The organism is Capnocytophaga sputigena (genome assembly GCF_900446695.1).
GTDB classification, from domain to species: Bacteria; Bacteroidota; Bacteroidia; order Flavobacteriales; family Flavobacteriaceae; genus Capnocytophaga; species Capnocytophaga sputigena.
On sequence record NZ_UAVP01000008.1, the window covers coordinates 62,188 to 85,725 of the forward strand.

General features: G+C 40.4%; 26 protein-coding genes and 1 pseudogene. 21 read left to right on the forward strand and 6 right to left on the reverse strand.

From position 1 onward, the window contains the following. Window positions 1-123 precede the first annotated feature (123 nt). Window positions 124-1,374 (forward strand): hypothetical protein, encoded by a 1,251-nt coding sequence (locus tag DR017_RS06645; protein WP_002679425.1) that lies wholly within the window; start codon window positions 124-126, stop codon window positions 1,372-1,374. Window positions 1,375-1,430: 56 nt separating this feature from the next. Here DR017_RS06645 and purB read toward each other — a convergent pair whose 3' ends face one another. The 4 genes from purB to DR017_RS06665 all read right to left on the reverse strand — a co-directional run bounded on the left by purB (window position 1,431) and on the right by DR017_RS06665 (window position 5,330). Continuing rightward, window positions 1,431-2,762 (reverse strand): adenylosuccinate lyase, encoded by a 1,332-nt coding sequence (purB, locus tag DR017_RS06650; protein ID WP_002679354.1) that lies wholly within the window; start codon window positions 2,760-2,762, stop codon window positions 1,431-1,433. A 27-nt stretch (window positions 2,763-2,789) separates the two neighbouring features. Next, complete coding sequence (locus DR017_RS06655; RefSeq protein WP_002679536.1) at window positions 2,790-3,914, reverse strand: DNA polymerase III subunit; 1,125 nt, start codon at window positions 3,912-3,914, stop codon at window positions 2,790-2,792. A gap of 262 nt (window positions 3,915-4,176) precedes the next feature. Continuing rightward, window positions 4,177-4,551, reverse strand: a complete 375-nt coding sequence (locus tag DR017_RS06660; RefSeq protein ID WP_002679278.1) for a hypothetical protein — start codon at window positions 4,549-4,551, stop codon at window positions 4,177-4,179. Continuing rightward, on the reverse strand, window positions 4,548-5,330 hold the full coding sequence (locus DR017_RS06665; protein WP_002679348.1) for a TerC family protein: 783 nt from the start codon (window positions 5,328-5,330) through the stop codon (window positions 4,548-4,550). The genes DR017_RS06660 and DR017_RS06665 overlap by 4 nt, the downstream gene beginning before the upstream one ends. Before the next feature lie 145 nt (window positions 5,331-5,475). On the opposite strand from DR017_RS06665, the gene DR017_RS06670 reads away from it, so the two are divergent. The 11 genes and pseudogenes from DR017_RS06670 (at window position 5,476) to DR017_RS06720 (ending at window position 13,931) form a co-directional block, all read left to right on the forward strand. Next, window positions 5,476-7,344 carry a M1 family metallopeptidase gene (locus tag DR017_RS06670; RefSeq protein WP_002679422.1) on the forward strand — a complete coding sequence of 623 codons (1,869 nt, stop codon included), beginning with the start codon at window positions 5,476-5,478 and terminating at the stop codon, window positions 7,342-7,344. A 185-nt stretch (window positions 7,345-7,529) separates the two neighbouring features. After that, window positions 7,530-8,234: a hypothetical protein gene (locus DR017_RS06675; RefSeq protein WP_040361193.1), complete on the forward strand. Its 705-nt coding sequence runs from the start codon at window positions 7,530-7,532 to the stop codon at window positions 8,232-8,234. A gap of 44 nt (window positions 8,235-8,278) precedes the next feature. Further along, on the forward strand, window positions 8,279-8,965 hold the full coding sequence (locus DR017_RS06680; RefSeq protein ID WP_002679467.1) for a hypothetical protein: 687 nt from the start codon (window positions 8,279-8,281) through the stop codon (window positions 8,963-8,965). Between the two features lie 13 nt (window positions 8,966-8,978). After that, window positions 8,979-9,536 (forward strand): RNA 2'-phosphotransferase, encoded by a 558-nt coding sequence (locus tag DR017_RS06685; RefSeq protein WP_002679226.1) that lies wholly within the window; start codon window positions 8,979-8,981, stop codon window positions 9,534-9,536. 6 nt (window positions 9,537-9,542) lie between these two features. Further along, the gene (locus tag DR017_RS06690) at window positions 9,543-10,499 is read left to right on the forward strand and encodes a hypothetical protein (protein ID WP_002679412.1); all 957 of its coding nucleotides are present in this window, start codon (window positions 9,543-9,545) and stop codon (window positions 10,497-10,499) included. 44 nt (window positions 10,500-10,543) lie between these two features. Then, window positions 10,544-10,795 carry a hypothetical protein gene (locus tag DR017_RS06695; RefSeq protein ID WP_002679394.1) on the forward strand — a complete coding sequence of 84 codons (252 nt, stop codon included), beginning with the start codon at window positions 10,544-10,546 and terminating at the stop codon, window positions 10,793-10,795. A gap of 1 nt (window position 10,796) precedes the next feature. Then, window positions 10,797-11,579: pseudogene (locus DR017_RS06700) on the forward strand (SMI1/KNR4 family protein). Between the two features lie 66 nt (window positions 11,580-11,645). After that, window positions 11,646-12,146: a hypothetical protein gene (locus DR017_RS06705; RefSeq protein WP_040361195.1), complete on the forward strand. Its 501-nt coding sequence runs from the start codon at window positions 11,646-11,648 to the stop codon at window positions 12,144-12,146. Between the two features lie 31 nt (window positions 12,147-12,177). Then, entirely contained in the window at window positions 12,178-12,840 is a 663-nt protein-coding gene (locus DR017_RS06710) for a hypothetical protein (protein ID WP_002679231.1), read from the forward strand. Continuing rightward, window positions 12,833-13,420 carry an SUKH-4 family immunity protein gene (locus DR017_RS06715; protein WP_002679220.1) on the forward strand — a complete coding sequence of 196 codons (588 nt, stop codon included), beginning with the start codon at window positions 12,833-12,835 and terminating at the stop codon, window positions 13,418-13,420. Before DR017_RS06710 ends, DR017_RS06715 begins: the two co-directional genes overlap by 8 nt. Before the next feature lie 34 nt (window positions 13,421-13,454). After that, the gene (locus DR017_RS06720) at window positions 13,455-13,931 is read left to right on the forward strand and encodes a hypothetical protein (protein ID WP_002679347.1); all 477 of its coding nucleotides are present in this window, start codon (window positions 13,455-13,457) and stop codon (window positions 13,929-13,931) included. A 2-nt stretch (window positions 13,932-13,933) separates the two neighbouring features. Here the strand turns inward: DR017_RS06720 and DR017_RS06725 are convergent, their stop codons facing one another. After that, the gene (locus DR017_RS06725) at window positions 13,934-14,389 is read right to left on the reverse strand and encodes a methyltransferase family protein (protein ID WP_002679419.1); all 456 of its coding nucleotides are present in this window, start codon (window positions 14,387-14,389) and stop codon (window positions 13,934-13,936) included. Window positions 14,390-14,410: 21 nt separating this feature from the next. Next, on the reverse strand, window positions 14,411-14,995 hold the full coding sequence (locus tag DR017_RS06730) for a DUF4303 domain-containing protein (RefSeq protein WP_002679264.1): 585 nt from the start codon (window positions 14,993-14,995) through the stop codon (window positions 14,411-14,413). Between the two features lie 142 nt (window positions 14,996-15,137). Between DR017_RS06730 and DR017_RS06735 the strand changes: the two genes are divergently transcribed. The 9 genes from DR017_RS06735 (at window position 15,138) to sufD (ending at window position 23,482) form a co-directional block, all read left to right on the forward strand. After that, window positions 15,138-15,662, forward strand: coding sequence for a hypothetical protein (locus tag DR017_RS06735; protein WP_002679423.1), 525 nt, complete (start codon window positions 15,138-15,140; stop codon window positions 15,660-15,662). 66 nt (window positions 15,663-15,728) lie between these two features. Continuing rightward, window positions 15,729-16,511 (forward strand): SDR family NAD(P)-dependent oxidoreductase, encoded by a 783-nt coding sequence (locus DR017_RS06740; protein WP_002679479.1) that lies wholly within the window; start codon window positions 15,729-15,731, stop codon window positions 16,509-16,511. Window positions 16,512-16,529: 18 nt separating this feature from the next. Continuing rightward, the gene (locus DR017_RS06745) at window positions 16,530-17,522 is read left to right on the forward strand and encodes an SMI1/KNR4 family protein (protein WP_002679525.1); all 993 of its coding nucleotides are present in this window, start codon (window positions 16,530-16,532) and stop codon (window positions 17,520-17,522) included. Continuing rightward, on the forward strand, window positions 17,515-18,531 hold the full coding sequence (locus tag DR017_RS06750) for an SMI1/KNR4 family protein (RefSeq protein WP_002679274.1): 1,017 nt from the start codon (window positions 17,515-17,517) through the stop codon (window positions 18,529-18,531). The genes DR017_RS06745 and DR017_RS06750 overlap by 8 nt, the downstream gene beginning before the upstream one ends. Window positions 18,532-18,546: 15 nt before the next feature. Beyond that, window positions 18,547-19,224, forward strand: a complete 678-nt coding sequence (locus DR017_RS06755; RefSeq protein WP_002679458.1) for a DUF6348 family protein — start codon at window positions 18,547-18,549, stop codon at window positions 19,222-19,224. A gap of 67 nt (window positions 19,225-19,291) precedes the next feature. Continuing rightward, window positions 19,292-20,032, forward strand: coding sequence for a Fe-S cluster assembly ATPase SufC (sufC, locus tag DR017_RS06760; protein ID WP_002679493.1), 741 nt, complete (start codon window positions 19,292-19,294; stop codon window positions 20,030-20,032). A 36-nt stretch (window positions 20,033-20,068) separates the two neighbouring features. After that, a complete protein-coding gene (locus DR017_RS06765; RefSeq protein WP_002679374.1) occupies window positions 20,069-20,929 on the forward strand; it encodes a hypothetical protein in 861 nt (286 codons plus the stop codon). Window positions 20,930-21,006: 77 nt separating this feature from the next. Next, window positions 21,007-22,176, forward strand: coding sequence for an immunity 26/phosphotriesterase HocA family protein (locus DR017_RS06770; protein ID WP_002679386.1), 1,170 nt, complete (start codon window positions 21,007-21,009; stop codon window positions 22,174-22,176). A gap of 4 nt (window positions 22,177-22,180) precedes the next feature. Next, window positions 22,181-23,482 carry a Fe-S cluster assembly protein SufD gene (sufD, locus tag DR017_RS06775; RefSeq protein WP_002679537.1) on the forward strand — a complete coding sequence of 434 codons (1,302 nt, stop codon included), beginning with the start codon at window positions 22,181-22,183 and terminating at the stop codon, window positions 23,480-23,482. The last annotated feature ends 56 nt before the right edge of the window (window positions 23,483-23,538 follow it).

Genomic DNA, 23,538 nt, shown 5'->3' on the forward strand with positions numbered 1-23,538 from the left:
ATCGCTCCAAAAAATACGAAAGTCCAATTTTGTACAATTGTGTATAAATTTTCTGTACAATTTTGTACAGCTTAGTGTTTTTGTGTATATTTGCACCCCAATTATAAATACTTGACGTGGAAAATGACAAATGATTTAGCTACTGATAACGCTTATAAACAACACATTAACCGCTTACAAAACGAAGTAAACCGCTCCTTTGGAAAAACAGTTTTCTCAACCACTGACTTTGAAAAATTATCAGAAGAAACACGTCTATCTACCCAAACCTTGCGCCGCTTTTTTGGGAAAATTGACAAGGAGAAACAACTAAGTATTACAAGTTTAAACCTGTTGTGTAACTACATTGGTTTTGTTGACTGGCAGAGCTTTTGCAACAACACAACCCCTGCTACCCCTACACAACTGCGCGAGGTTATCAACTCTTTCTACGACACTATTGCTTTCTCGGGCGCGAGTTTTTTCGACGTTAAACTGCGTGACACTCACGAGGCTTACGCTCCTATCATTTTGAACGATTTACCTTATGCTTATTCGTTCTTGGAACGCTATAAGAACACCCCAAAAATCACTCAGTCGCTTTACCCTTGGTTTCCATACTACGACTATATGGCACAAGCAAGCTATGTACATCTCATCGAAACCTATCTCGCTACTCAGCCTTTGGAACACTTGAGAGTGTGTCAGAATTCTTTTCTTGCTTATGGTGTGTTTTGCAGTACAAAATGGGGGGAAGGTGGAGCAGGTCTTGTAGAAAAATATACTAAAGAAGCTGATAAATACATTGAATCGGTATGGCGAGATTATCCTGATAGTTTCTTTCATTATCCTGAAACGCGTTATACCATAGCCAAAGTAGTATTGGCTTACTTAAACAACAACGAACAAGAAGCGATTCGCGTGGCTGAAGCTGCTTTACATCGCAACCTACGCGCTAAACCCTTACACGTGTTTGATGAGGAATTTAACACTCCTGATATCCTCATTTCTAAACTGTGTAATGCACTTATATGGATGGGAAAAGTGGATTTTGCAATAGAGATTTATAGTACTTTTAGCGAAGAACTTTTTCTAACGAAAGATCCTGTAGAAAATATGTCGCAGCGTTTTGTATATGAGCGCGACACTCAATTTGCTGCCCAAACGGTGGATATGTTGCGTTTGTTTGATCCTTCAATTCCTGAGCTTGTTTCTAAACGTCAGCCGCATTGGAAAACGAGGGTATATGAAGAAATTCAGCAACTTCTCATCGATTTGAAGCGCTGTAAAAAAGGAGAGTTGAGCAAGCGTTTGACCTTAAAAGAGCGCTTGCGCACCCTTGCTAAGCAAACCAACTTCGGGGTCATAGAAAATTTGATACAACTATTCCAATAAAAAAATGCTCAGGGATTTACCTGAGCATTTTTCTTACTTCTTATCTCTTACCTAAACTAAACTCCTGTGTAGTTCTCGGGGGTGATGACTTTTAGTTCAGCCTTTACATCTTCACTTACTTCCAAGGTATCGATAAAACTGCTGATAGTCTCGGCTGTGATAGCGGTATTGGTGCGCGTGAGAGCTTTGAGGGCTTCATACGGATTAGGATAGCCTTCACGACGCAAAATCGTTTGGATAGCCTCGGCTACTACTGCCCAATGGTCTTGTAAATCTTGGCGGATTTTATCTTCGTTTAAAAGGAGTTTGTTGAGTCCTTTGAGGGTAGATTGCAGGGCGATGAGTATATGACCAAAAGGCACCCCTACATTGCGCAATACTGTACTATCGGTGAGGTCGCGCTGCAGGCGGGAAATAGGCAATTTCGCCGATAAATGCTCTAAAAGAGCGTTGGCAATGCCTAAATTACCTTCAGAATTTTCAAAATCAATAGGATTTACCTTATGAGGCATAGCCGAAGAGCCTACCTCGCCTGCTTTTATCTGTTGTTTGAAGTAGTCCATAGAGATATACGTCCAAATATCGCGATTCAAATCGATGAGAATGGTATTGATGCGTTTGAGCGCATCAAAAAGAGCGGCTAAATGGTCGTAATGCTCAATTTGGGTAGTGGGGAATGAGTGGTGTAACACCAATATTTCCTCTACAAAGCGGGTTCCGAAAGCCTTCCAATCGATATTAGGGTAGGCTACTTTATGAGCGTTGTAATTACCGGTTGCTCCCCCAAATTTGGCAGCATAAGGCACTGCGATAAGGGTTTGTAACTGTTGTTCCATACGAACGACAAACACCTCGAATTCCTTGCCCAAACGCGTAGGAGATGCCGGCTGACCGTGAGTGCGTGCTAATAATGGTACGTCTTCCCATTGGGCTACTAAACTTCTCAGTTTGCTGAGCAATTGTTCCAAAGCAGGCAAATACACTTGTTGTACGGCTTCCTTGATGCTAAGTGGAATAGCGGTATTGTTGATGTCCTGAGAGGTGAGCCCGAAGTGTATAAACTCCTTATAGGGTTGCAGTTGCAGATAATCAAAAGCTTCTTTGATGAAATATTCTACCGCTTTCACATCGTGATTGGTAGTCTGCTCTATTTCTTTTACTTTTAGAGCCTCCTCTTCGGTGAAATTTTGGTAGAGTTTTCTCAAATCGGTGTATTTTTCCTTAGGAAAGGCAGCGAGTTGAGGCAAGGGGAGTTCACAGAGCGCGATGAAGTACTCTACTTCCACTTGCACACGATAACGAATAAGTGCCATTTCGGAAAAGAAAGGCACAAGGGAAGTCGTTTTATCGGCATAACGACCATCGATGGGGGAAATTGCTTTGAGCATAGTTTATTAGGTGTTAGGGGTCAGTTTTCAGGTGTTAGGGGTGTGTAATAGTCGGGTGAGTTTGATAGCCAAATCGGTAAAAATAACTTTGCCATTGCCGTTGCGCTCTACGTGTAACTGGGCTTCTTCGAGGAGGTTGTGTATTGCCTCAATATTGTTGCCGTGAATAAAAGGCGCAAATTTGGCAAGTTGGAAAGTAGGGTCGTTAAATTGCATATACACCAAATTGGAGGCTGTGTAGTTAAGCAGAAATGCCTGACGGAATACCTCAGCGCAGTACTGCAAAAACTGTTTTTGCGCCTCACGCCCTACCGTATTAATCTCGTCGCTCCATTGCAAGAGTCCTTGTATAGAGGCTTTGTTGCCACGCGCGCGGTAGGCAGTACGCACCCACGCAATAAACCAACGTTCAAAAGTAGTTTCTTCGCTTTCTTTGTTGTCCATCAGTTGGAGGGCTTTGTTGAAGTTTCCTTGAGCGCGTAGGGCTATTTTAGTTGCTTCGGCTTCAGCCAAACCACGTGTGATGAGTGCTTCCTTGATAGCTTTCTCACTGAGTGGCGGAAAGCGCAGAATTTGGCAACGCGATTTGATAGTGTCTAACAAGGCATTTTCATCTTCTACCACCAAGAGAAAGACCGTTTTATCGGCGGGTTCTTCAAGGAGTTTGAGGAGCTTGTTAGAGGCTTCTACGTTCATCTTCTCTGCCATCCAGATAATCATTATCTTATAACCGCCCTCAAATGATTTCAGCGCTAACTTATTGGTAATCTCTTTAGCTTCGTTTACTCCTATGTTGGCTTGTTTCTTCTCAATACCAAGGAACACGAGCCAATCGAAAAGAGAGCCATAGGGCTGTTCTTTTACAAAAGTGCGCCATTCGTCCATAAAGAGCGAGCTAATAGGGTCTTTTTTCACCTTGTCGTTAGTAGCTGTAGGAAATGCAAAATGAAGGTCGGGGTGAGCGAGTTGGGTGCATTGGTTTTTTGCTTTAGGGTTGTCGTGCGAAAGAATGAGAGTTGCGTAGGCAATTGCCATTGGCAGTCCTCCTTGTCCTTCGCCAGCGACAAATAACTGAGCGTGTGGAATGCGACCTGCTTCCACACTGGCTTGCAAATAGTTTTTTATAGTGTCATATCCTAAAATATTGTCCATTGTTTTTACTATTTTTTTAATTTATCAATTTCATTACAAACATTTTGAATATGATCTAAACCATAAAGTAGTATCTTTAAAATCATCAAAAACCATTATGTTTTTTTGTTGTTTCTAAAATTATTCGTATTTTTGCCCCAATTTTATTCCCGATAGGTCTCTGAGCAATCAAACTATCGGGTTTTGTTTTTCTATAACTTATACAACTTCAGCAATTTTACTAAGATGTGTCAAGATGTATTATTTTATATTTTCTGGTAAGTTATTCTCTTTGCGACTTTCTTCTAAAAAGCACTTGGTTAAAACTGCTTACTCTGCTGCGGTCTTGCTGGGTGATAATCGCATAAACAGCCCACGGAATCAGTAAATAGCCTCCTAATACAATGTAGTTTTTTCCCGCAAAAGCATAGATAAGAGCAGGCACTCCCAAAATAAGAATAACTAAGGCTACTATTTGCCCTATTTTTGAGGGTTTGGCGCGAAAATCGTTAGGTTCATAAGTAAAACGGCGGTTACAATTAGGGCAGACGAGTGATTTTTCTTCCCCTTCTCGCATCGCAAATTCTACACGATCAGTAGCTTCTGTAGTACAAGAGATTTCTTCAGCGCAATGTTTGCATTTAGTATATACTTTCATTTTTCAGTCTTCTTCCGCATTCTCATATTCAAAAACTCAACGCCCAATGAGAAGGCAATGGCAAAGTATAAATAGCCCTTAGGCACTGCCCCTACCGTTTGTCCAGCGAGTACCGCTTCTGATAGGTGCATACTCTCAGTGATAAGCATAAAGCCAATGAGTATCAGGAATGAAAGTGCTAATATTTGGATTGACGGATTGCGGTTCACAAAATTACCTACTGGGTTAGCAAAGAGCATCATTATTGCCACTGAAAGGATTACAGCGATAATCATTAGGTAAATTGCACCTTCCAATCCATTAGTCATTCCCACAGCTGTGAGGATACTATCTATTGAAAAGATGATGTCTATCAGTAAGATTTGCACGATAACTCCGCTAAAAGAAGCCTGTTGTCGCGCTTGAGGCTGTTCCGATTCGGTAACGTGTTCTATATGATTTACTTTAGCGTGAATTTCTTTAGTTGATTTGTAGAGTAAGAAAATACCTCCCGCGAGAAGTATCAGTGCTTGTCCGTTGAAATGTGCTGAGAACCAACCCCAATCAAAACTTATAAGCGGGTCTTTGAGGCGAATGAGGAAGGAAATTCCCAATAGCAAACCTATACGCATAAACATTGCCAAGAAGAGTCCCAAGCGAGTAGCACGTTTGCGTTGGTTTTCGGGTAATTTACCTGTAACGATAGAGATAAATATCACATTATCAATCCCCAAAACGATTTCGAGGAAAGTAAGGGTAAGGAGTGCCACAAGGGCATCAACAGAAAATAAAAAATCCATAATATTTCAATTAACAATTGACAATGAATAATTAACAATAATTGAGGCGACAAAGGTAGTAAAGAATTTGCTAATGAGCAAATTTGGAAATGAGCAAATTAACCTTTATCTTTGCGCTTTCTAAAAAACTAAAACAATTCATCTGATGAGAAAAATGCTATTAGCCCTTTGTGGCTTCGCTTTTGCGCTGAATGTAAGTGCGCAAGACAATCCTTGGCAACAACAAGCTGATTACCAAATGGACGTAACAATGGACGTGAAAACCTTTCAGTACAAAGGCACTCAAAAACTCACGTATACGAACAACTCCCCCGACACTCTTCGCGTGGTGTTCTATCACCTCTACTACAATGCTTTTCAGCCTAATAGCGAGATGGACAGCAACTTGCAAGCTCTCCCCGACCCCGATAGACGTATGGCTAACAACGTAGGTACTAAACAAAAACCTGTCTACGAGAGTAGAATTGCCAAACTATCACCTTCCGAAATAGGCTCTTTGCGCATTACAGCTATGACTCAAGATGGGCAAAAAGCAACTTTCACTCACGAGAGTACTATCTTAAAAGTTACCCTTCCCTCCCCTATCCTCCCTCATAGCAAAACTGTGCTCGATATGACTTTTGAAGGTCAGTTGCCCGTAATGATACGCCGTGCAGGGCGCAACAACCCCGATGGTGTAGCTCTTTCAATGGCACAATGGTACCCCAAAATGGTGGCTTACGATCACCAAGGTTGGCACACCACCGAGTACTTAGGACGTGAGTTCTATGGCGTTTGGGGTAATTTTGATGTAAAAATCACCTTGGACAAAACCTATGTGGTAGCTGGTTCGGGTATACTCCAAAACGCTAATGAAATAGGCTTTGGCTATGAAGATGAAGGGATAAAAGTTCCTGCCCTACCTAAAAAAGCTAAAACCAGAACTTGGCACTTTGTCGCTGAACGCGTACACGATTTTACTTGGGCTGCCGACCCTCAGTTTGTTCACGACAAACACAAACTCAGCGATGGTAAAACTATGCACTTCTTCTACAAAAAATATCCTGAAACTTGGAAACGCATTCAGCCTGATATGCTAAAAGTATTTGATTTTTTCAACAAGCTCATCGGTGCTTACCCTTGGCCTCAATACTCTTTTATCCAAGGTGGTGACGGCGGTATGGAATACGCAATGTGTACCCTTATGGTAGGTGGTGAAAAATATGAAAAATTAGTAGGCACAGCCACTCACGAATTGGCTCACGCTTGGTTTCAACACCTTTTAGCTACTGATGAAGCTGCTTATCCGTGGATGGACGAGGGCTTTACTTCGTATATACAAACCCTTGCCGAACAACAAGTTTTAGGACTTATCCCTCAAAACGAATACCCTTTTGAAGATGCTTATGAGGGCTACTTCAATTTGGTGAAATCGAGATTGCAAGAACCTACTATCACTCATTCCGATCGTTATGCGACCAACTACGCCTATAGCATTGCCGCTTATTACAAAGGTCAGTTGTTTCTCACCCAGTTAGATTACCTAATGGGTAATGAGGCACTACTAAAAACTCTCAAACGTTACTACCGCGAATTTGCTTTCAAAAACCCTACTCCTAACGATTTTATTCGCATTGCCGAAAAAGTATCGGGTTTGCAATTGCAGTGGTTCCTCAACGAGTTTATGCAAACTGACCACGTAGCCGATTACGCTATCGACAAGGTGACTGCCAAAGGTAATAAAACTAGCGTTACCCTCAAGCGTTTAGGCAGATTGCCTCTCTCTATCGACCTTTTTGTAACTGATAAAGCTGGAAAAACTCAATATGTATATGTACCTTCGCGAATGACTTACGGCGAAAAACCTAATACTTATCCTGCTTACTCTCGCCTTGTACTCCCTGCTTGGGGCTGGGGTAACCTCACTTACACTTTTGAGCTTGATATGCCACTGAGTGATATCCAAAGCATAGTGCTAGACCCTAACAACAGAAGTGTGGATATCAATAGAGAAAACAACGTGTTTAAACAATAGGTTTTAAATAATAATCAAGGGTTGAAGGTGGTGTAAAGGAAAGCAAAACCATTTTTCAACCTTTGATTTTTTACTAAACTTTTGACTTTTAAGAAGAATATAACGAGACATTTCGATTGAAATAATTAAAACTATAAAAGATTCTTTCTTAGCAATAGACAAACAAATATTTGACTGAAAACACAATGAAACACCTCCTATTATTCTTTTGCTTGGTTACAGCCCCTATATGGGCGCAACAAACGAAAACCATACACGTTTTGGTAGCCCTCTGCGATAATAAGTATCAGGGCATTGTGCCAGTACCCAAAGGGATTGGCAATGGGCAAGATGCCGATAGTAACCTTTATTGGGGTTGTGGTTATGGCGTGCGCACTTATTTTAAACGCAGTAAGGAATGGAAGTTCGTAAAATCGGAAAAGCCTTATAGTGATATTATTTTGGAGCGAGTAACCTTTAAGCACGCTACTAAAAACTATACGCTCATCGCCGATGCTTACGACGGCAAATATATCAAAACTTGTACAGAAAACTTCTTGAAAAATGCCGCTGCTGGCAATGCCGATTTGGTTGCGTATGTAGGACACGACGGACTGATGGATTTTCAGCTCAATACCACTTATAAAAATACCGATGGCAAGACACGCGATGTGATTATCTTGGCGTGCTATAGCAAGCGTTTTTTCGAGCCTCACCTGCAGCACGCAAAGGTAAATCCACTGGTTTGGACTTCAGGATTGATGGCTGCCGAAGCCTACACGCTTCACGATGCACTTACGGGCTATGTGAATGGTGAAAGCGATGAACAGATACGCCTGCGTGCTGCTAAGGCTTATGCTAAACACCAAAAATGCAGTGAGAAAGCAGCGAGGAACTTGTTTCGGAAATAATTGTTAAATAGCAACTAAAAGCTAACCCCTAAATAATTATCATTATGTATTTTGCAAACACTTGGCACAAAAGTTTTAATTTTGTAATCACTCCTGAGGAGTTTGAAGCGGTATTCAGTAGAGATGATTATGAGTTTGTAACTAGCAATATGCTAGTGGATATAGACTATATCAGCACTGAAAAGCAGGAAATCTTTAATGCTTATCAACAATATTATGAAAAAATACTACTCCGTGAGGAAAAGTATAATCACAAAACTTTATGGACTATCGAGGATAAGATGCGACAAAGTATGATTGATCAAACCAAAAAACTCATTTTCCTCGAAGTAGAGGACAACAAGAAAGATGCTGTTAAGTATAAACGAGTGCGTACGAAAGAGCCTTTTATGAATCTTGATCCATTTTATCTTCTCTATAAAAAGGAAAAAAACTTGCTCTCTACCATTTATCACGCGCCTGAAAACACATTCGGGCTCAAGCTCACCTATCCTAAAACCATCAGTCTTGCAGACAAGAACGATAACCTAAGAGGTAATTACGACACCGAAAAGTACCCTATGTATGCCATTTTCAAGGATATCATCAAGCAGATTAAGAAAATCAGCCATAAAGCAAAGATAATGAAAGGAGAGCAATTGCTCAAACCCGATTTTTGGATTTCCGACAAGGCAAAAGAACAAGTAGGGAAGAACTATTACTTACAGCAAATAGGATTGGTGTTTGTTTAAAGGATATAGAACAATGTCTAAAGAAGAAAAATATAAAAAAGAGAGCAAGTTTCTCAGTTTGGTACTGCGACACCACCCTGAGGCGATTGGTATTAGCCTCGACACACACGGTTGGGCTGAGGTGAATGTGCTCATTAAGAATATGAAGCGTAAATTCCCAGTGTTCAGTCTTAAAATATTAGAAGAAATCGTCGCTACTGATAGCAAACAGCGATATGCTTTTAGCGAGGATAACACAAAAATACGCGCCAATCAAGGGCATTCGCTTGCCGTAACATTAGAATTACAGCCCCAAACACCTCCTGAATGTTTGTATCACGGCACTGCCAGCAGGTTTGTAGAGAGCATTCTCAAAAGCGGACTCCAAAAGCAAACCCGCCAACACGTACACCTTAGTATGGATATAGCAACCGCAACCAAAGTAGGTGCGCGACACGGCAAACCTGTCATTTTTAAAGTAAATACAATAGCAATGCATAAGGCAGGGTATGTTTTTTACCTCTCTGCCAACGGGGTTTGGCTTACCGATGAAGTACCACCGAAGTTTTTAAACCTAATCGTTAATAATTAAAACACTATGCAAACAGAAATCATTTGGAAAACAACACTGAAAAACGGTATTTTTGGGAGTCTTACTCCTCCACTTGCCGACCCTTTTAATTCCGACCATTTTTATGTAGCTGATGGTTGGGGCTCAATGTATGCCTCTATGCGATTGCACAAGCTCTCCTTCTCTACGGGTAAAGAAGTAGCCAATGTGTTGATACGCAACACTGTGCGCTGTATGTATTTCAGCGCAGATGGGCAACATATATTTGCTATTACTGATAATAAGATATTTCAACTGAGCAGAGAGACTTTGGCAGTAGTCAAAAAACACGAAAAAGGCATACCTAAGTTTTCTGATTATATAGCCTCCAATGACCAAGACACCCTTATACTAATGAATTTCAACAGTATAACTGTTACCGCTTACAACTATATAGAAGAAAGTACAAGGAAAAAGAGAATCAAAGGAGAAGGCTGTGCCTTGATAACACGAGAAAAAGCAGACACTTACATCATAGCTTCTGACCAAAATGGAGTAATACAGCGCTATGATACCACAACTAACAAAATAGAACTCCTTTTTAAAACAGACAGCTTTCATTCTGTTTGCCGAGATAGTAAGGGCAATTGGTATTTCCATTTGGGAAAATATACGCCACCAAAGACTTATGCCAATTATGGAACAGGAGCTAAAATGGATCCTTTGTACATCATACGAGTACTGAAAACAGATGGTTCTCAAAAGGATTATCAATTGGATATACCTTTTTATAATCCTATACAACTTTCAGAGGATGAGCAATCACTCTTTTTAAGCAATGACCACAATCTATGGAAGTTCTCTTTGCAAGAAGAGAGGATAACAGATACAACTGTAATCTCAGGAGGCGAGAAGCTCATTCATTTCTTTGAAAAACAGCAGTTTTTATTATGTGTAGAAGCTGATAGTGATTATAAAAAATTGGTAGGACGTAGCCTTCAATAGTAACAATTTGTTACCCACAGTCAAGCACTAATAATTATTTTAGTATGAAATTATTCAAGCAAAAAACGTGGCAGTTTGAAACCTCGGGAGTAGAAGGCGAGGTAAAACTCTTTGGCGTAAATATATTTGACTACAAATGGCAAGAAACGGGAGAATATGTAAAAGTAACAGACCCTCTCTATCACGCCGAAAGGTCTTTTTGTCTTTATAAAGTAGTGATAAACAGCGAGACACACAGCTTTGTAGCAGGAGAGTTTAGCAATATGATATGGGGCTTTTATTTGCTGAAATATTGATATGGAAAACATCAAAAAATTATACAATCTCACGGCAAAGGACTGCAAGGGCTTCTCGGAAGCACAGTTGTTAAAAGCTGAAAAATGCTTACACATCACCTTGCCTGAGGAGTTCCGAGCCTATTACTTACAGTTAGGGGCAACCAAAAGTGTAAACCAATCCTATAACTCGTTGGCTACACCTCAGCAATTGTATTTTGCAGGGGATTACTTATGCTTTTGTGAAGAAAACCAAGGAGTAGTGATATGGGCAATTCGCAAAGAAGATTTAAACACCCCTAACCCTCCCGTTTGGGGTAATTACGGCTCTGAAACCGACCCCAATTGGATACAAGAAACTCAAAGTCTCTCCGACTTTTGGCTCTACCTCGCCATTTACAATGGTGTGATGGGAGGCTTGCCCTACAATGCCAATGCAATGGGCGGTTGGGGTATGGAAAACTTTGAAGTACCCGAGCAAGCAGTTGCTCATATAGAAAAACAATATACCGAGCTTACCTCCCTCAGCTGGAAAGGGCAACGCACCTTTACCGATGCCGATTTTCAAATAGTCATTACCCTTGCCATACATTGAGACACAAACCGAGCCACAGCTATTTTTATAGGCAGCACTCAACAAGAGTTATTTGATACTCTTTTAGATGCTATGGAAAACTTTGGCTTGGAATGGGGTTACACTTCCTACGACGATGACGATGATGACGATGATGACGATGGTTTTCAAGTAGTCTCGGAAGCTGAATTAAATGAACTAAAAGCCAAAGGCTTATGGACGCTAAGTTAGATGTTTTTACACTATCAATGATAGTATAGTAACGATTTTGAAGAGTTTTAAAAGAAATCTATCTTTATGAAAAGGAAAATACTGGGGTATACATACATCCTTTCGTATGGGGTTTTACTTGTTATGATTATTGGAGGTTTGATATTAATGATAATTTCATTTGTGCAGCATCGTGATATGATCTTTAATCCCGATACCTATACCAAAAGGTTTGTAACACTTGATTCTGTCATATATTCTACTACAAAAGGGGCTCCACGCTACCCTCGGCAGGCTTATTCAAACCAAGTGAACAAGGGTAAAACTACTATTGAAATTGTGAATATTGAAAAAGGTACTTTTTATAACTATGTTCAAAAGGAAAATGATAAAAACTATATATACATTTGGTACAAGCCTAATGAGGAGTATGCTTATTTAGCTAAAAAAGAAGAAACTATTTTTCCAGTAAAGGAATATTTGCGCGATGATAGAAATCTAATAATTGTATTTTTAGCAACAATTATCCTCAATAGGGTACTCCACCGATACCTGTTTAAAAGATGGTGGACTTTACCACGCAAATAGCTTTATAAGTCCCTTTAAATTATTAAAAAATATGACCGAAGCAGTAGCAAAACACATCAAAAAGCTCCATCAGTTGGAGAAAAAAGGCAATTTGGAGGTAGAAGACCTCTTGAAAATTCTCAAAACGCCTAATAAGGAATACATTACTCCCTTGCAGGAAATGGTAGCGCAATACCATTGGCAACCACTCAATGATGAGCTTATTGTGCCTTTCGCCTCGTGGGTAGATGCCCTTTGCATTTATTTAGAAGAAGGGGTACAAGGCTTGGTAAAATCAATACACAAAACAAAAGACTTTTTTAGCATCATTTTTGGAGTATTGAAAGGGTTACCTACTGAGGAATCACTCCCTGCTTTTCTGGAAATTGCCCAAAATTTTTCTGCTAAAATCACCGATGAACAGGAGGATTTTGTAAAAGAATACACCTATGAACTTTGTGATATATCACACCAGCTCAAAGGCGAGAAAGTAAACAAAGACCTTCACGAGGCTTTTGTACCTATCTTAAAGCAAATTATCAGCTTTGGGCAGTCTAAAAAAGACGAAATACTAATGTGTAGTGCAGCAGTGTGTTTTCAAGCATTTGGTAACAAGAGTGATATCCCCTACCTCAAAGCACTCTCTTTTACAGAAGCCTATTACAAAAACACAGGAAAAACTATTGCCAAAAGAATAGAGAAGAAATATGCTTAGTTTTACAAAAGACGATATAGAAGCCCTACACCAAGCCGGCATTACCGCTGAGTTGCATTCTCCTCAACCCCAGCTAATGAGCCTTGATGAGGTACTGCAAAACAAGTTTGCCCTACTAAATGACTATCCACAAATGGGGTTTTACTTCATTCGCTTTCCCGATGAACTTGTACCTATGCAACAGCAAGGGCAGCACTTCCAATGTTTTGAAAAATGTTGTTATGGTTATTTTGTACTGAATACCAAGGGGAATGTATACTTACTCTCTACTAACGACGATTATACCGACGCCTCTGTGGTGTGGGTGAATCATTCACTCGACGAGTTTATCAAAAGTTATAGTCGCTTATTAGCAGGGGTATTTCAGCTCAAAGGTAGTGATACATCTACCCAAGAAAAACTTTTTGCAATACTGGATAAAGTCGCCCAGCAAGTAACCGAGTCTATTCGTGAACTTAATCCTAAATTATTAGAGGAAGGAAGTCTTTGGGAGCAATTTATTTATATGATAGAAGACGGCTGGTTTAACATCGCTTATCACGAAATATTCTATATCAGAGAAGGAAGAAGAAGTCTATAATAATTTTGACAATTTGTTAATTAAAAATACCCCTATGCAAAAATACAAGGAACTATTTCCATCCACAGAAGACTACCATCGCTATATAGAGCAATTGGAAAAGAAAATAAGCACCTTTGCGACTTCGTATATGAGCAATGCCAAATGGCGCAAACTCTTTACGGCTATCATCGCTCATAAAAATCTTATCAAGCAGTGCGAAATATATGATTTCTTTGGCTATTGTGTGAACGAAATCGCTTGGCACAAAGTAGGCAATGACAGCGATTTGTACATTCAAGAAGATTATATTTCGGAAAATATTACCACTGGTGAACACCCTACTTATTACCGCGAAATTGAATATATAGAGTTCAAAGCACGCTGGCAAAAGGCATATATTGGCAAGTCAGTCCCTCCCATTTACGAGACACAAGACCTCAACGCTATCGAAACCTTGCTCCACAGTATATGTCAGTTTCAGTTATTAAAAACAGAAGATAGTTTGAGGGTATTGGGGTATGGCAATTAAAATTATAGCCAGCGACGTACTTTCAAGCAATAGTTTTCGTATTCTTTGCCAAATTTCAGTCTGAGAGCGCGCTCTTCTGGAATGATTTGGAAGCGTGTCATATAAGCTATAAATAGCGGTATTCCTATCCAAGTTAAAAGATAAGATAGCCATATCGCCCAAGCGAGCAAACAGCAAGCCAAGCCTACGTACATTGGGTTACGGCTCAGCTGGTATACCCCTTTTGAAACAAAATGAGTAGCCTGCGATGGCTCAAGAGGATTGATAGTAGTGCGGACTTTGTAAAAACTCCAAAGACTAGCTAATCCAACTCCTATACCTATCCCTGCGACAGCTATAGCCAGTGCAGGCAAGTGAGGCAATGCGCCAAAAGGCAATAAACGAGCAAGCACCCACATTATCAAGGCACAGATAAACCATACTGCAGCTGGTGGGATTTTAAGTTCTAAATTCTTCATTTATAAATCAACTAATGTTTTTTAGAAAGGAGCATACACCCCCAAGTCTTCTCCCCAATCCAATTCGGCAAAACGAGTACTAAAAGCCTCATACACTTCTCTGGAATTGATTTGTAAAGCGGTGTAGTTCTCAATTTCTTGTAGTTTTGAAATATCAGTAAATGATACAAAAATAGGCAGGTTGCTATGCTTTAATGAGTTTTCTATTTGAGGTTTGGCTTTAGCAAGAGCAGCCATACACACTTCAAGCATAGTTTTCCTATAGTTATCACAATCACTTTTGATAGCACTCACCTCTTCCCTAAGTTTTTTATTAAAGGCTTTCAACTGACTATCTTCTAAATCATAACTCATACACAACCATTCATTAGGCGACCATTTAAAATATAGAAAATCGTCAGTATCAGTAGGTGTTACCTCATTTTCTGATAGAATCTTCTCCAAGTCTTCAGTATTGGCTAATGCTAAAAAGAAATGCTCCATAGTATCATTGCCAACCAATGCCAAGGCATAAGGTTGTTTGTGAGTGTCCTTCATTTGGTTCAAATCGCTCACAATACTATTGCACAAGGTACTGGTGAGTTCTTCTATTTTTTGTTTATCCATAACGTTATTATTCTAATAGCAAAGGTAGTGATATTTTGGTAATTAGCAAATTATCTATATCTTTGTAGCCTAAAAAATGAAAAAGTGTCATTAGTGAGTTATCCTGATTTGCACTTTTTCAGCTTATAAAATTAATAAACTAATGAACACTTTAAGAAAAGAACTACGCCCCGATTTTGCGACAGCAGAAAAGCTGTATCCACTTGTACTAAAACGTTTGGAAGACTACGAAGCTTTTCATGATGCCCAAAGTGAAGACACTCCTGAGGAAGTATTTGATAAAGAATACAAGGCGATGGAGCAATATCTTAGTGAGCTTACGGGCAAAGACCTTTCCGATATTTGGCTATGGGAATGGTGGGAAGGCAATGGTATTGAGGTTTTTGCCTTTGATCTGGCAATGCCCGACCCTGTAAAGCATAACAACCTCACTCGTGAAGATATCACTGCTTTTGTTCGTATCATTATAGACAATGAATTTGAGTGCGAAAACGACTTTCAGGAGGAGTTTATGCCTTATATGTTCTACGCACATCAATACTTTTATAAGTTTTTAGCACTCAACTGTCCACACTTCGACCCTACTGTGTTCAATACCACTAAGGATAAAAAAGGCAAGTATCACGAGCCTACTGTCGAGGAGGTAATGAAGAAAATATGGAGGTAGGTGTCAGGTGTCAGGTATCAGGCGTCAGGGAATAGAATTGACAATTAATCTTAAAAATCTAAACAAATGGAACTAAATCGTATCAAAGGAAAAATCGCTTTTATCTCGGGCGCCAGCAGTGGGATAGGTAAAGCCGTAGCCGAAAAGCTGGCACAAATGGGCGTAAACCTCATTCTTTGCGCACGCCGTGCTGAGGTGTTGGCTGAATTGAAAACCCAACTCGAAAAAGAACACGCTATAGAGGTCATTACCTTAGCTTTCGACGTGAGAAACTACCAAGAGGTGGCGAAAAATATCCAATCCTTACCCGAAAAATGGCAACAAATTGAGATTCTCATCAACAATGCAGGGTTGGCAATAGGATTGCAACACCTCCATACCTACGCCATAGAAGATATAGACCAGATGATCGACACCAATATCAAAGGGTTTACCTATATTGCCAACAGTGTGATTCCGCTAATGATTGCCACTGGTAAGGTGGGCACGATAGTGAATGTCGGCTCGGTAGCGGGAGAAATAGCCTACCCCAATGGCAGTATTTATTGCGCAACCAAGTTTGCCGTAAGAGCCCTCAGCGATGCGATGCGCATAGAGCTAATGGACAAAAATATAAAGGTAACCAACGTAAAACCAGGGTTGGTAGAGACCAATTTCAGCAAGGTGCGTTTCAAAGGCGACCAGCAGAAAGCGGATAATGTATACAAAGGCATCACACCCCTATATGCCGAAGATATTGCCGACACTATCGCCTATATCGTCAATCTACCTGATAAAGTGCAGATTACCGATATTACCGTCACCCCCCTCCACCAATCGGATGCTATTCACGTACACAAAGAAGTATAGTTTGCTAATTTCCTCCTTATGTTAAAAACCTTAGAACAACAATACCAATTTCAATATCCTGAACTATATCATCGGCTTTATGTTGACCAAATGCTCGATATAGGCGAATACACTTCACATTGGAGTAAAGAAGTATATCCACAACTTAAAAATCACCCACCGCTTTTTTTGTACAGCGGTGATTTTGAGTTAATCCCACTTACTAATATTGCCGAAACTGTTGAAGAACTCAATGGCGAGGACAGTTGGTTCAGTATCAATCCCGATTACCTTTTTATTCCATTCGGACAAACGGGTGGCGGTGATTATTATTGCTTTTTGTACGACCAAAATCACCCTAAACCCACACCTCCTATTGCCTTGTTACAACACGACTCGGACGAGGCTGAACTATTAGCAAACACCCTCGAAGACTTTTTTTTCTATGAGATGCTCAACTCGGTGAACGATATATACGAGGGGTCGCTCGTACGCAGTGAAGGTGATTTCTACGAGAATATTACCCGCCTACTACAAAGCCACCTGCCTTACATAAGCAACGAGGCGCAACGGCAAGTAATACAAGATGTTTACAGCCGGAAACTCACCGATTTCACACGTGTGTTGCCACATTCTACCCAAACCTATCAAGGATTATTATCCGATGAAGAATTGGAGCAACTTCTGCAGCAATATATCCCCATAGCAGGCGAAAAGACCTTTGTATATACAACTGAAAATGAAGTAGAAAGTACCCCTCCACGATATATAGACGGAACACTCTATGTACGGGTAAGTCCTATTCCTGCTAAAAACGACAAAGTGTATGATGCCCTCAAAGCCCTCAATTGGCGACAAAACAAAGCCGTTACCGACCGCTTAGAGTACAGCAAGAAAATGCAATTGTACTACAACGACCAGTATGGTATCCCGTGGGAAGAGTATATTTTAGGTGCTTTCAAAGAGCGTATTGAGGTGCTGAAGCAATTCCCCAATGTAACCGTAACTTTTGAACAAGAAAATAATGACTAAACAAGAAAAAGATTTCAGCGACCTCTCTCAAAAACTCCTCACCACTACCGATGGCAGTGAGTATCACGAATTGGTAAGAAAAATAGTAAAGAAGTACGGCGAGAAAATGCGTCAAGAAACCTTACAAACCTTAGTACGATCAGTAAAAGAAAGCAAAATTACCCACGCTCGCAACTTTGTAATCGCACGTATCTCGGAACTTGTGACCGAAAACGACACTGCGCTCGCACCTTTCTTCTACGAAATGATATCCAAAGGCTTACCCTATTGGGCTTTTAGCGGACTGCTGAAAGTAGAGGGAGACAAGTGCTATCCTTTTTTGGTAGACTACTTGCAAAAGGAGGATAACAAAGAAAATAAAGGCAGTGCTATCATCGCCTTAGCTGAACATAGCGGACAGCCTTTTAATAACGACCTCCCCTCCGACCCTGCTTATTGGCAAGCCCTACCTATAGAAAAAGTACTTGAATGGCAGGCGCAAGGTTACCCAAGAAAACAAGCACACAGCGAGTTTCCTTTTTTGCTACAAAATCCACAAACCGACTTAGAAAAGGCAATGGCTAAAATAGAGCAGGCTTTAGCAAAGGAGAGAGCGTTTTGGCACGTAAAATCATATCAATACAACCGCGCTATTTTGGAAGTACCCGAAAAGCAAGTTATCGACAATATTAAAACGCGTTGGGAACTGCCTGCGGTTTATCTCACTTTCTTAGAGCGCTTTTCGCCTGCTGATGATGCTTTCCTCAAGGGCATCAATCTGTATGGTGCTAATACTTTAATAAAGCATCAATGCGGTTATGCTTTCAGTAGTCCCGATGATGAACTCTTCCCCGATTGGAAAGCCCATTGGCTCGTAATCGCCGATAAAGATGCCGACCCTTATATACTCAACCTTTCCAAAAGTGATGGCAACGATGCGCCTATCTACAAAGCTCCCCACGGAGCAGGTCAGTGGAAATGGCGCAAAGTAGCGGGAAGTTTCTTAGAATTTTTAGAGAAATTAAGCTAATGAATTATATATATTATGGAAGAAATAATACTTTTAGAACTTTCTAAACAGATAAGAGATCAAGGCTATGATGCCACTCCTGATTTGCCTAATCTTATGATACGAATAGGCGACAAAATGCGTATTGAGCTCGATCCTATCCCTATCACCCCCGATATTCATAAAAGTGTGTTGCCAATGCATATAGGCACTTATTTAGAGGATGGTTTTTTCCCACAAGGAATTTTGGATAATATAGCAGGTTTTGGTGATACCGATGAAGAAAAGATAGATTCATTCATAGAAAATTATCTTTCTACTACATTCCAAGCCATCATCAATAGTTTGGGTTGCCTTTTTGATAAAGGTTGCGATATCTATCGGGACAATTATCATTGGCATACCTCTATAGGCAACCTATATTTGTTAGGAAAATGGCAAACGCCTCCCAATGAAAGAGATTTCTACAACCTTCTGATAGACATTCTGCCTCAAAAATTCACTACCGAATACCGTATCCAGTCGCTAAAATGTTTTGTAGCACGTACAAAAAGCGGATATGTAACCGAGTGCTTGTTAAACAATGAAGATTGGGATGAAGGAGCAGAACGCCTGCGCCAATACGCCCAAACTTGGCAAGACGAAGCCTCATTCCTATCTATAAAACAACTACTGATATTCCGCCTTTGTGACGCAATACACAATGAGAAATAAACGCCTAATTTTGCATAATTCAAAATAATATCGGAACTTTGCGCCCTTAACGCTAAACTCAATTAAAATGTTAATAATAAAAAATCTCCACGCTGGTGTGGACGGCAAAGAAATCCTCAAGGGGATTGACTTAGAAATAAAAGCAGGTGAAGTACACGCCATTATGGGACCTAACGGAGCCGGAAAATCTACCCTCTCTTCGGTAATTTCAGGCAACGAAAACTTCGAAGTAACCGAGGGTGATATCCTCTTAGAAGGCGAAAGTCTGTTAGAAGATGCCCCCGAAGAGCGCGCTCACAAAGGTATCTTTATGTCTTTCCAATACCCAGTGGAAATCCCTGGTATATCTGTAACGAACTTCATCAAAACAGCTATCAACGAGAGTCGCAAAGCAAAAGGACTCCCCGATATGCCTGCTGCCGAACTCCTCAAGAAAATACGCGAAAAAGCTGCCCTTCTTGAAATAAACCCCGATTTCCTCTCTCGCTCCCTCAACCAAGGATTCTCTGGCGGTGAGAAGAAACGCAACGAAATCTTTCAAATGGCAATGCTTGAGCCCAAAGTCGCTATCCTCGACGAAACCGATTCTGGTCTCGATATCGATGCCCTCCGCATTGTCGCCAATGGGGTGAACAAACTCAAAAACGAAAACAACGCAGTGCTCGTTATCACCCACTACCAACGCCTCTTAGACTACATCGTCCCCGATTATGTACACGTGCTTTCCGATGGTAAAATCGTAAAAACAGGCGACAAAAACCTCGCCTTAGAATTGGAAGCTAAAGGTTATGATTGGCTGAAAGGATAATGGTTAATTATTAATTATTAATGATTAATTACGGTTATGCTCATTGAAAAATACACAGAAACCTTAACAAACCCTTTGTTACCTGAGGCGTTTCAGTTCTCAAAAAGAAAAGACATCTTTGCTATCAACTATGAACATCAGCAAATAGGCGTATGCAATGAGTCAGAAGGATTTTCACTCTACACTTTTGAAAAAGAACTGCTTTGGCAAATAAACAAACCTATTGTGGGGGCTTTATTAGCGATAGAACGCCAGCAAATTTGGCTTGCCCAGCGCCACGATGCCCAGCACATCACCGTATGGGTGTATGACCTGCAAGGGAAGGCTTTGGCGTCTATACCTATGGACGACGAAATCTACGATGCTAATATAGAGCTGAAAGCATTGCCTAATAACAAAGTGGTCATCACTTTCTATGGCGGACAAGATGGTTGTATGAGCTATCTGCTATCTTTTGAAAACGAAAAACTAAAAGTAGCCAAACAATTGCCTAATGATGTAGATTTCTGCTGTATGCTCAGTGAAAAAGAAGCTGTATTCACCAATTTCTACGAGGCAGAGCTTTATGTAATGAGTTATCCATCGCTAAAAACACTCAAAAAACACCATTTCTCCAAGGATTGGGGAGCCATAGCACAACCTTTCAAAGGTGACAAAATACTGATTACTGATATGTATTGCAATCGGCATTACATTTTTGATATCAGTACCCTCACAGTGGAAGACGAAATCATTTTCAAAGGTTTTGAACCTTATCAAGATGAGGTAGAAGAGTTTTTAGTAAGCGATATCGACGAACTCTACTATCACAACGGTCAGCTGATAGGAGGATATACCGAAGTAGATAGCGATCGTAACGCCATATACCATTGGCTCATTAGTAAATTAGAATATTAGCAATCACCCGTACGGTTCATACTGGCTTGTCCCCCTTCGGGGGAACGGGGGCTAAATCGACAAATTGACAAATCGGTATGTTTGAACTCAACAACGAACAACGCAAATACGTAGGCTTAGACCCTATATTACCTCATTGGGATAGGGTTTTATTGGCAGGCGACAAACACCGCCCTGAGAGCATATTGTATTTTGACGGCGATATCATCAAAAGGCAAATCATCTCCACAAAGGAAAAGTATATTGAAAAACAGTACGAGGAAGCGACACGCAACCGCAAAATATTGTTACCTAAAACCCAAAAAGGTAAAGAAGTGCCTTTGCAAGCCAATCATTTTGAAAAACGCACCCCTATTGGTGTGTGGGTAGAAATCAAAAATGACCGGTTGGCAATAACAAGCTACACCTCCGAAATCACTTTTTACGACACTCTTTGGGAAAAGCCTTCCGATAGAAAGCAAACCTCTATCCCACAGCAAATAGCTGATTTTATCGCTCAATCACCAGCAAATCATTTAGAGGAAATAGCCGAATTTAAACAACAGAAACGAAAGCACGTAAAATTCAAAAAAGGCGATATTTTCTGTTTTAAACTCAATCGCACCCAATATGGATTTGGCAGAGTGGTTTTAGATATCTATAAGGTTCAAAAAGAAAATATTATCCCCAAAAACCATTTTTGGAGATTTCTTTTCGGTCGACCTGTGATGATACAGTTCTTTGTATATGCTTCCGATACTAAAAATGTAGCTATAGAAGTATTGCAACAGCAGAAAACAATGCCCTCTAACGTGATGATGGACAACAATTTGTTCTATGGCGAATACGAAATTATAGGCAACGTTCCTATCCCCGATGAAGAATACGACTTCCCTATCAACTTTGAAGACGATGGATTTATGTTATACGGCGGTCCTAAATATTTTTTGCAATGGGGATTGATACAATTAGGAATGAGTGAAGCCGCCTTTGACGAAAGAGCCGAAAAACTCAAAACCCTCACCGATAATTTGGATTATAACAATAGAGGAAATGGTATTTCACCACAGATGTATAGAAAACATCGTTTAGCGCAAATGCTCAGTGGCGAGGACTTATGCTGGTGTGATAGAGATTTGCGCGCTCCTTTCAACAAAGCTATCAAAGATGAAATCCTTACAATTTTCGGTCTTGACCCTACAGCAAGCTATGCCGCAAATTGCAAGAAGTTATACACAATACCCTTACCAAGTGAATTAAAAGATTAAGAAGATGAATTTAAAAGAAAAATGGGTTACTGCCTTCGAGGCATTCCCTCATAAAGACGATATATTAAATGACATTCGCAAAGAAGCCCTTAGTTTCTTTGCCGAAAAAGGTTTCCCACATAAAAAAGTAGAAGCGTGGAAATACACTTCACTCTCTGACCTCCAAGCTACTGATTACAGTTTGTGGCAACCTATTCACAATAAAACAACCCTCTCACCCGAAGTGTTACACAAGTACGCTATCGCAGATTGCTATCAGCTTGTGTTTGTAAACGGCTATTACTGCCCCGAAATGTCGAGCAAAGAGATTGCAGGCGCTACTATTAGCCCTCTATTAGAGGCGTTGCACAAGGGCGGAGAAGCCTTTATCAAAAAATACTTTAATACCAATACCGAAAAAGGTGATATATTCACAGCCCTCAACACAGCTTTTACCTCAGAAGGGCTCTATATAGAAGTACCTAAAGGGAAAGTAGTAGATAAACCTATACAATTGTTGTATTTCAACGACAGAAAAGAAACCACTTGCTATCAGCCGCGCAATATTATTGCCGTGGGAGAGAATGCACAGCTCAAAGTCATTGAAGTACACCAAAACCTATCGGATACTGCTACGGCTATCCTTACCAATGCAGTAACCGAGGCATTTGTAGCCAAAGAAGCTTTCCTCGACTATTACAAATTGCAAAACGATAGTCTTAGCGCTTCTCTTATTGATAACACCTATATTTCGCAAGAAGCAAATAGCCACGCCAGCGTGCATACCTTCTCATTTGGGGGTACACTCACTCGCAACAACCTCAATTTCTATCACCAAGGCGAGCATTTAGAATCTACCCTCAAAGGGTTGAGTATCCTCAAAGGCTCACAACACACCGACCATTATACGCTGGTGAACCACGCATATCCTAACTGTGAGAGTCATCAGGATTATAAGAGTATCGTAAGTGATGAAGCTACCAATGTGTTCAATGGTAAGATAATGGTAGAACAAATCGCCCAGAAAACGAATGCTTATCAGCAGAATGACAATATCCTCCTCTCCGATAAGGCAACAGTATACACCAAGCCCCAACTCGAAATCTTCGCCGATGATGTGAAGTGTTCCCACGGTTGTACCGTAGGCTCTCTCAGCGCAGACTCTTTATTCTATCTGCAAACACGAGGCATAGGCAAAAAAGAAGCGGCTGCCCTACTCACTTATGCTTTTGCTAATACTGTATTAGAAAGCGTAAAAATCCCTGCTCTTTCAGCCTATATCAATGCTATTATTGCTGAAAAATTAGGCGTAACCGTAGATTTTTAAGAGAAGAAGCATGAGCTAACAACGTGTAAAATACTCTTTAATAAACATAACCAACA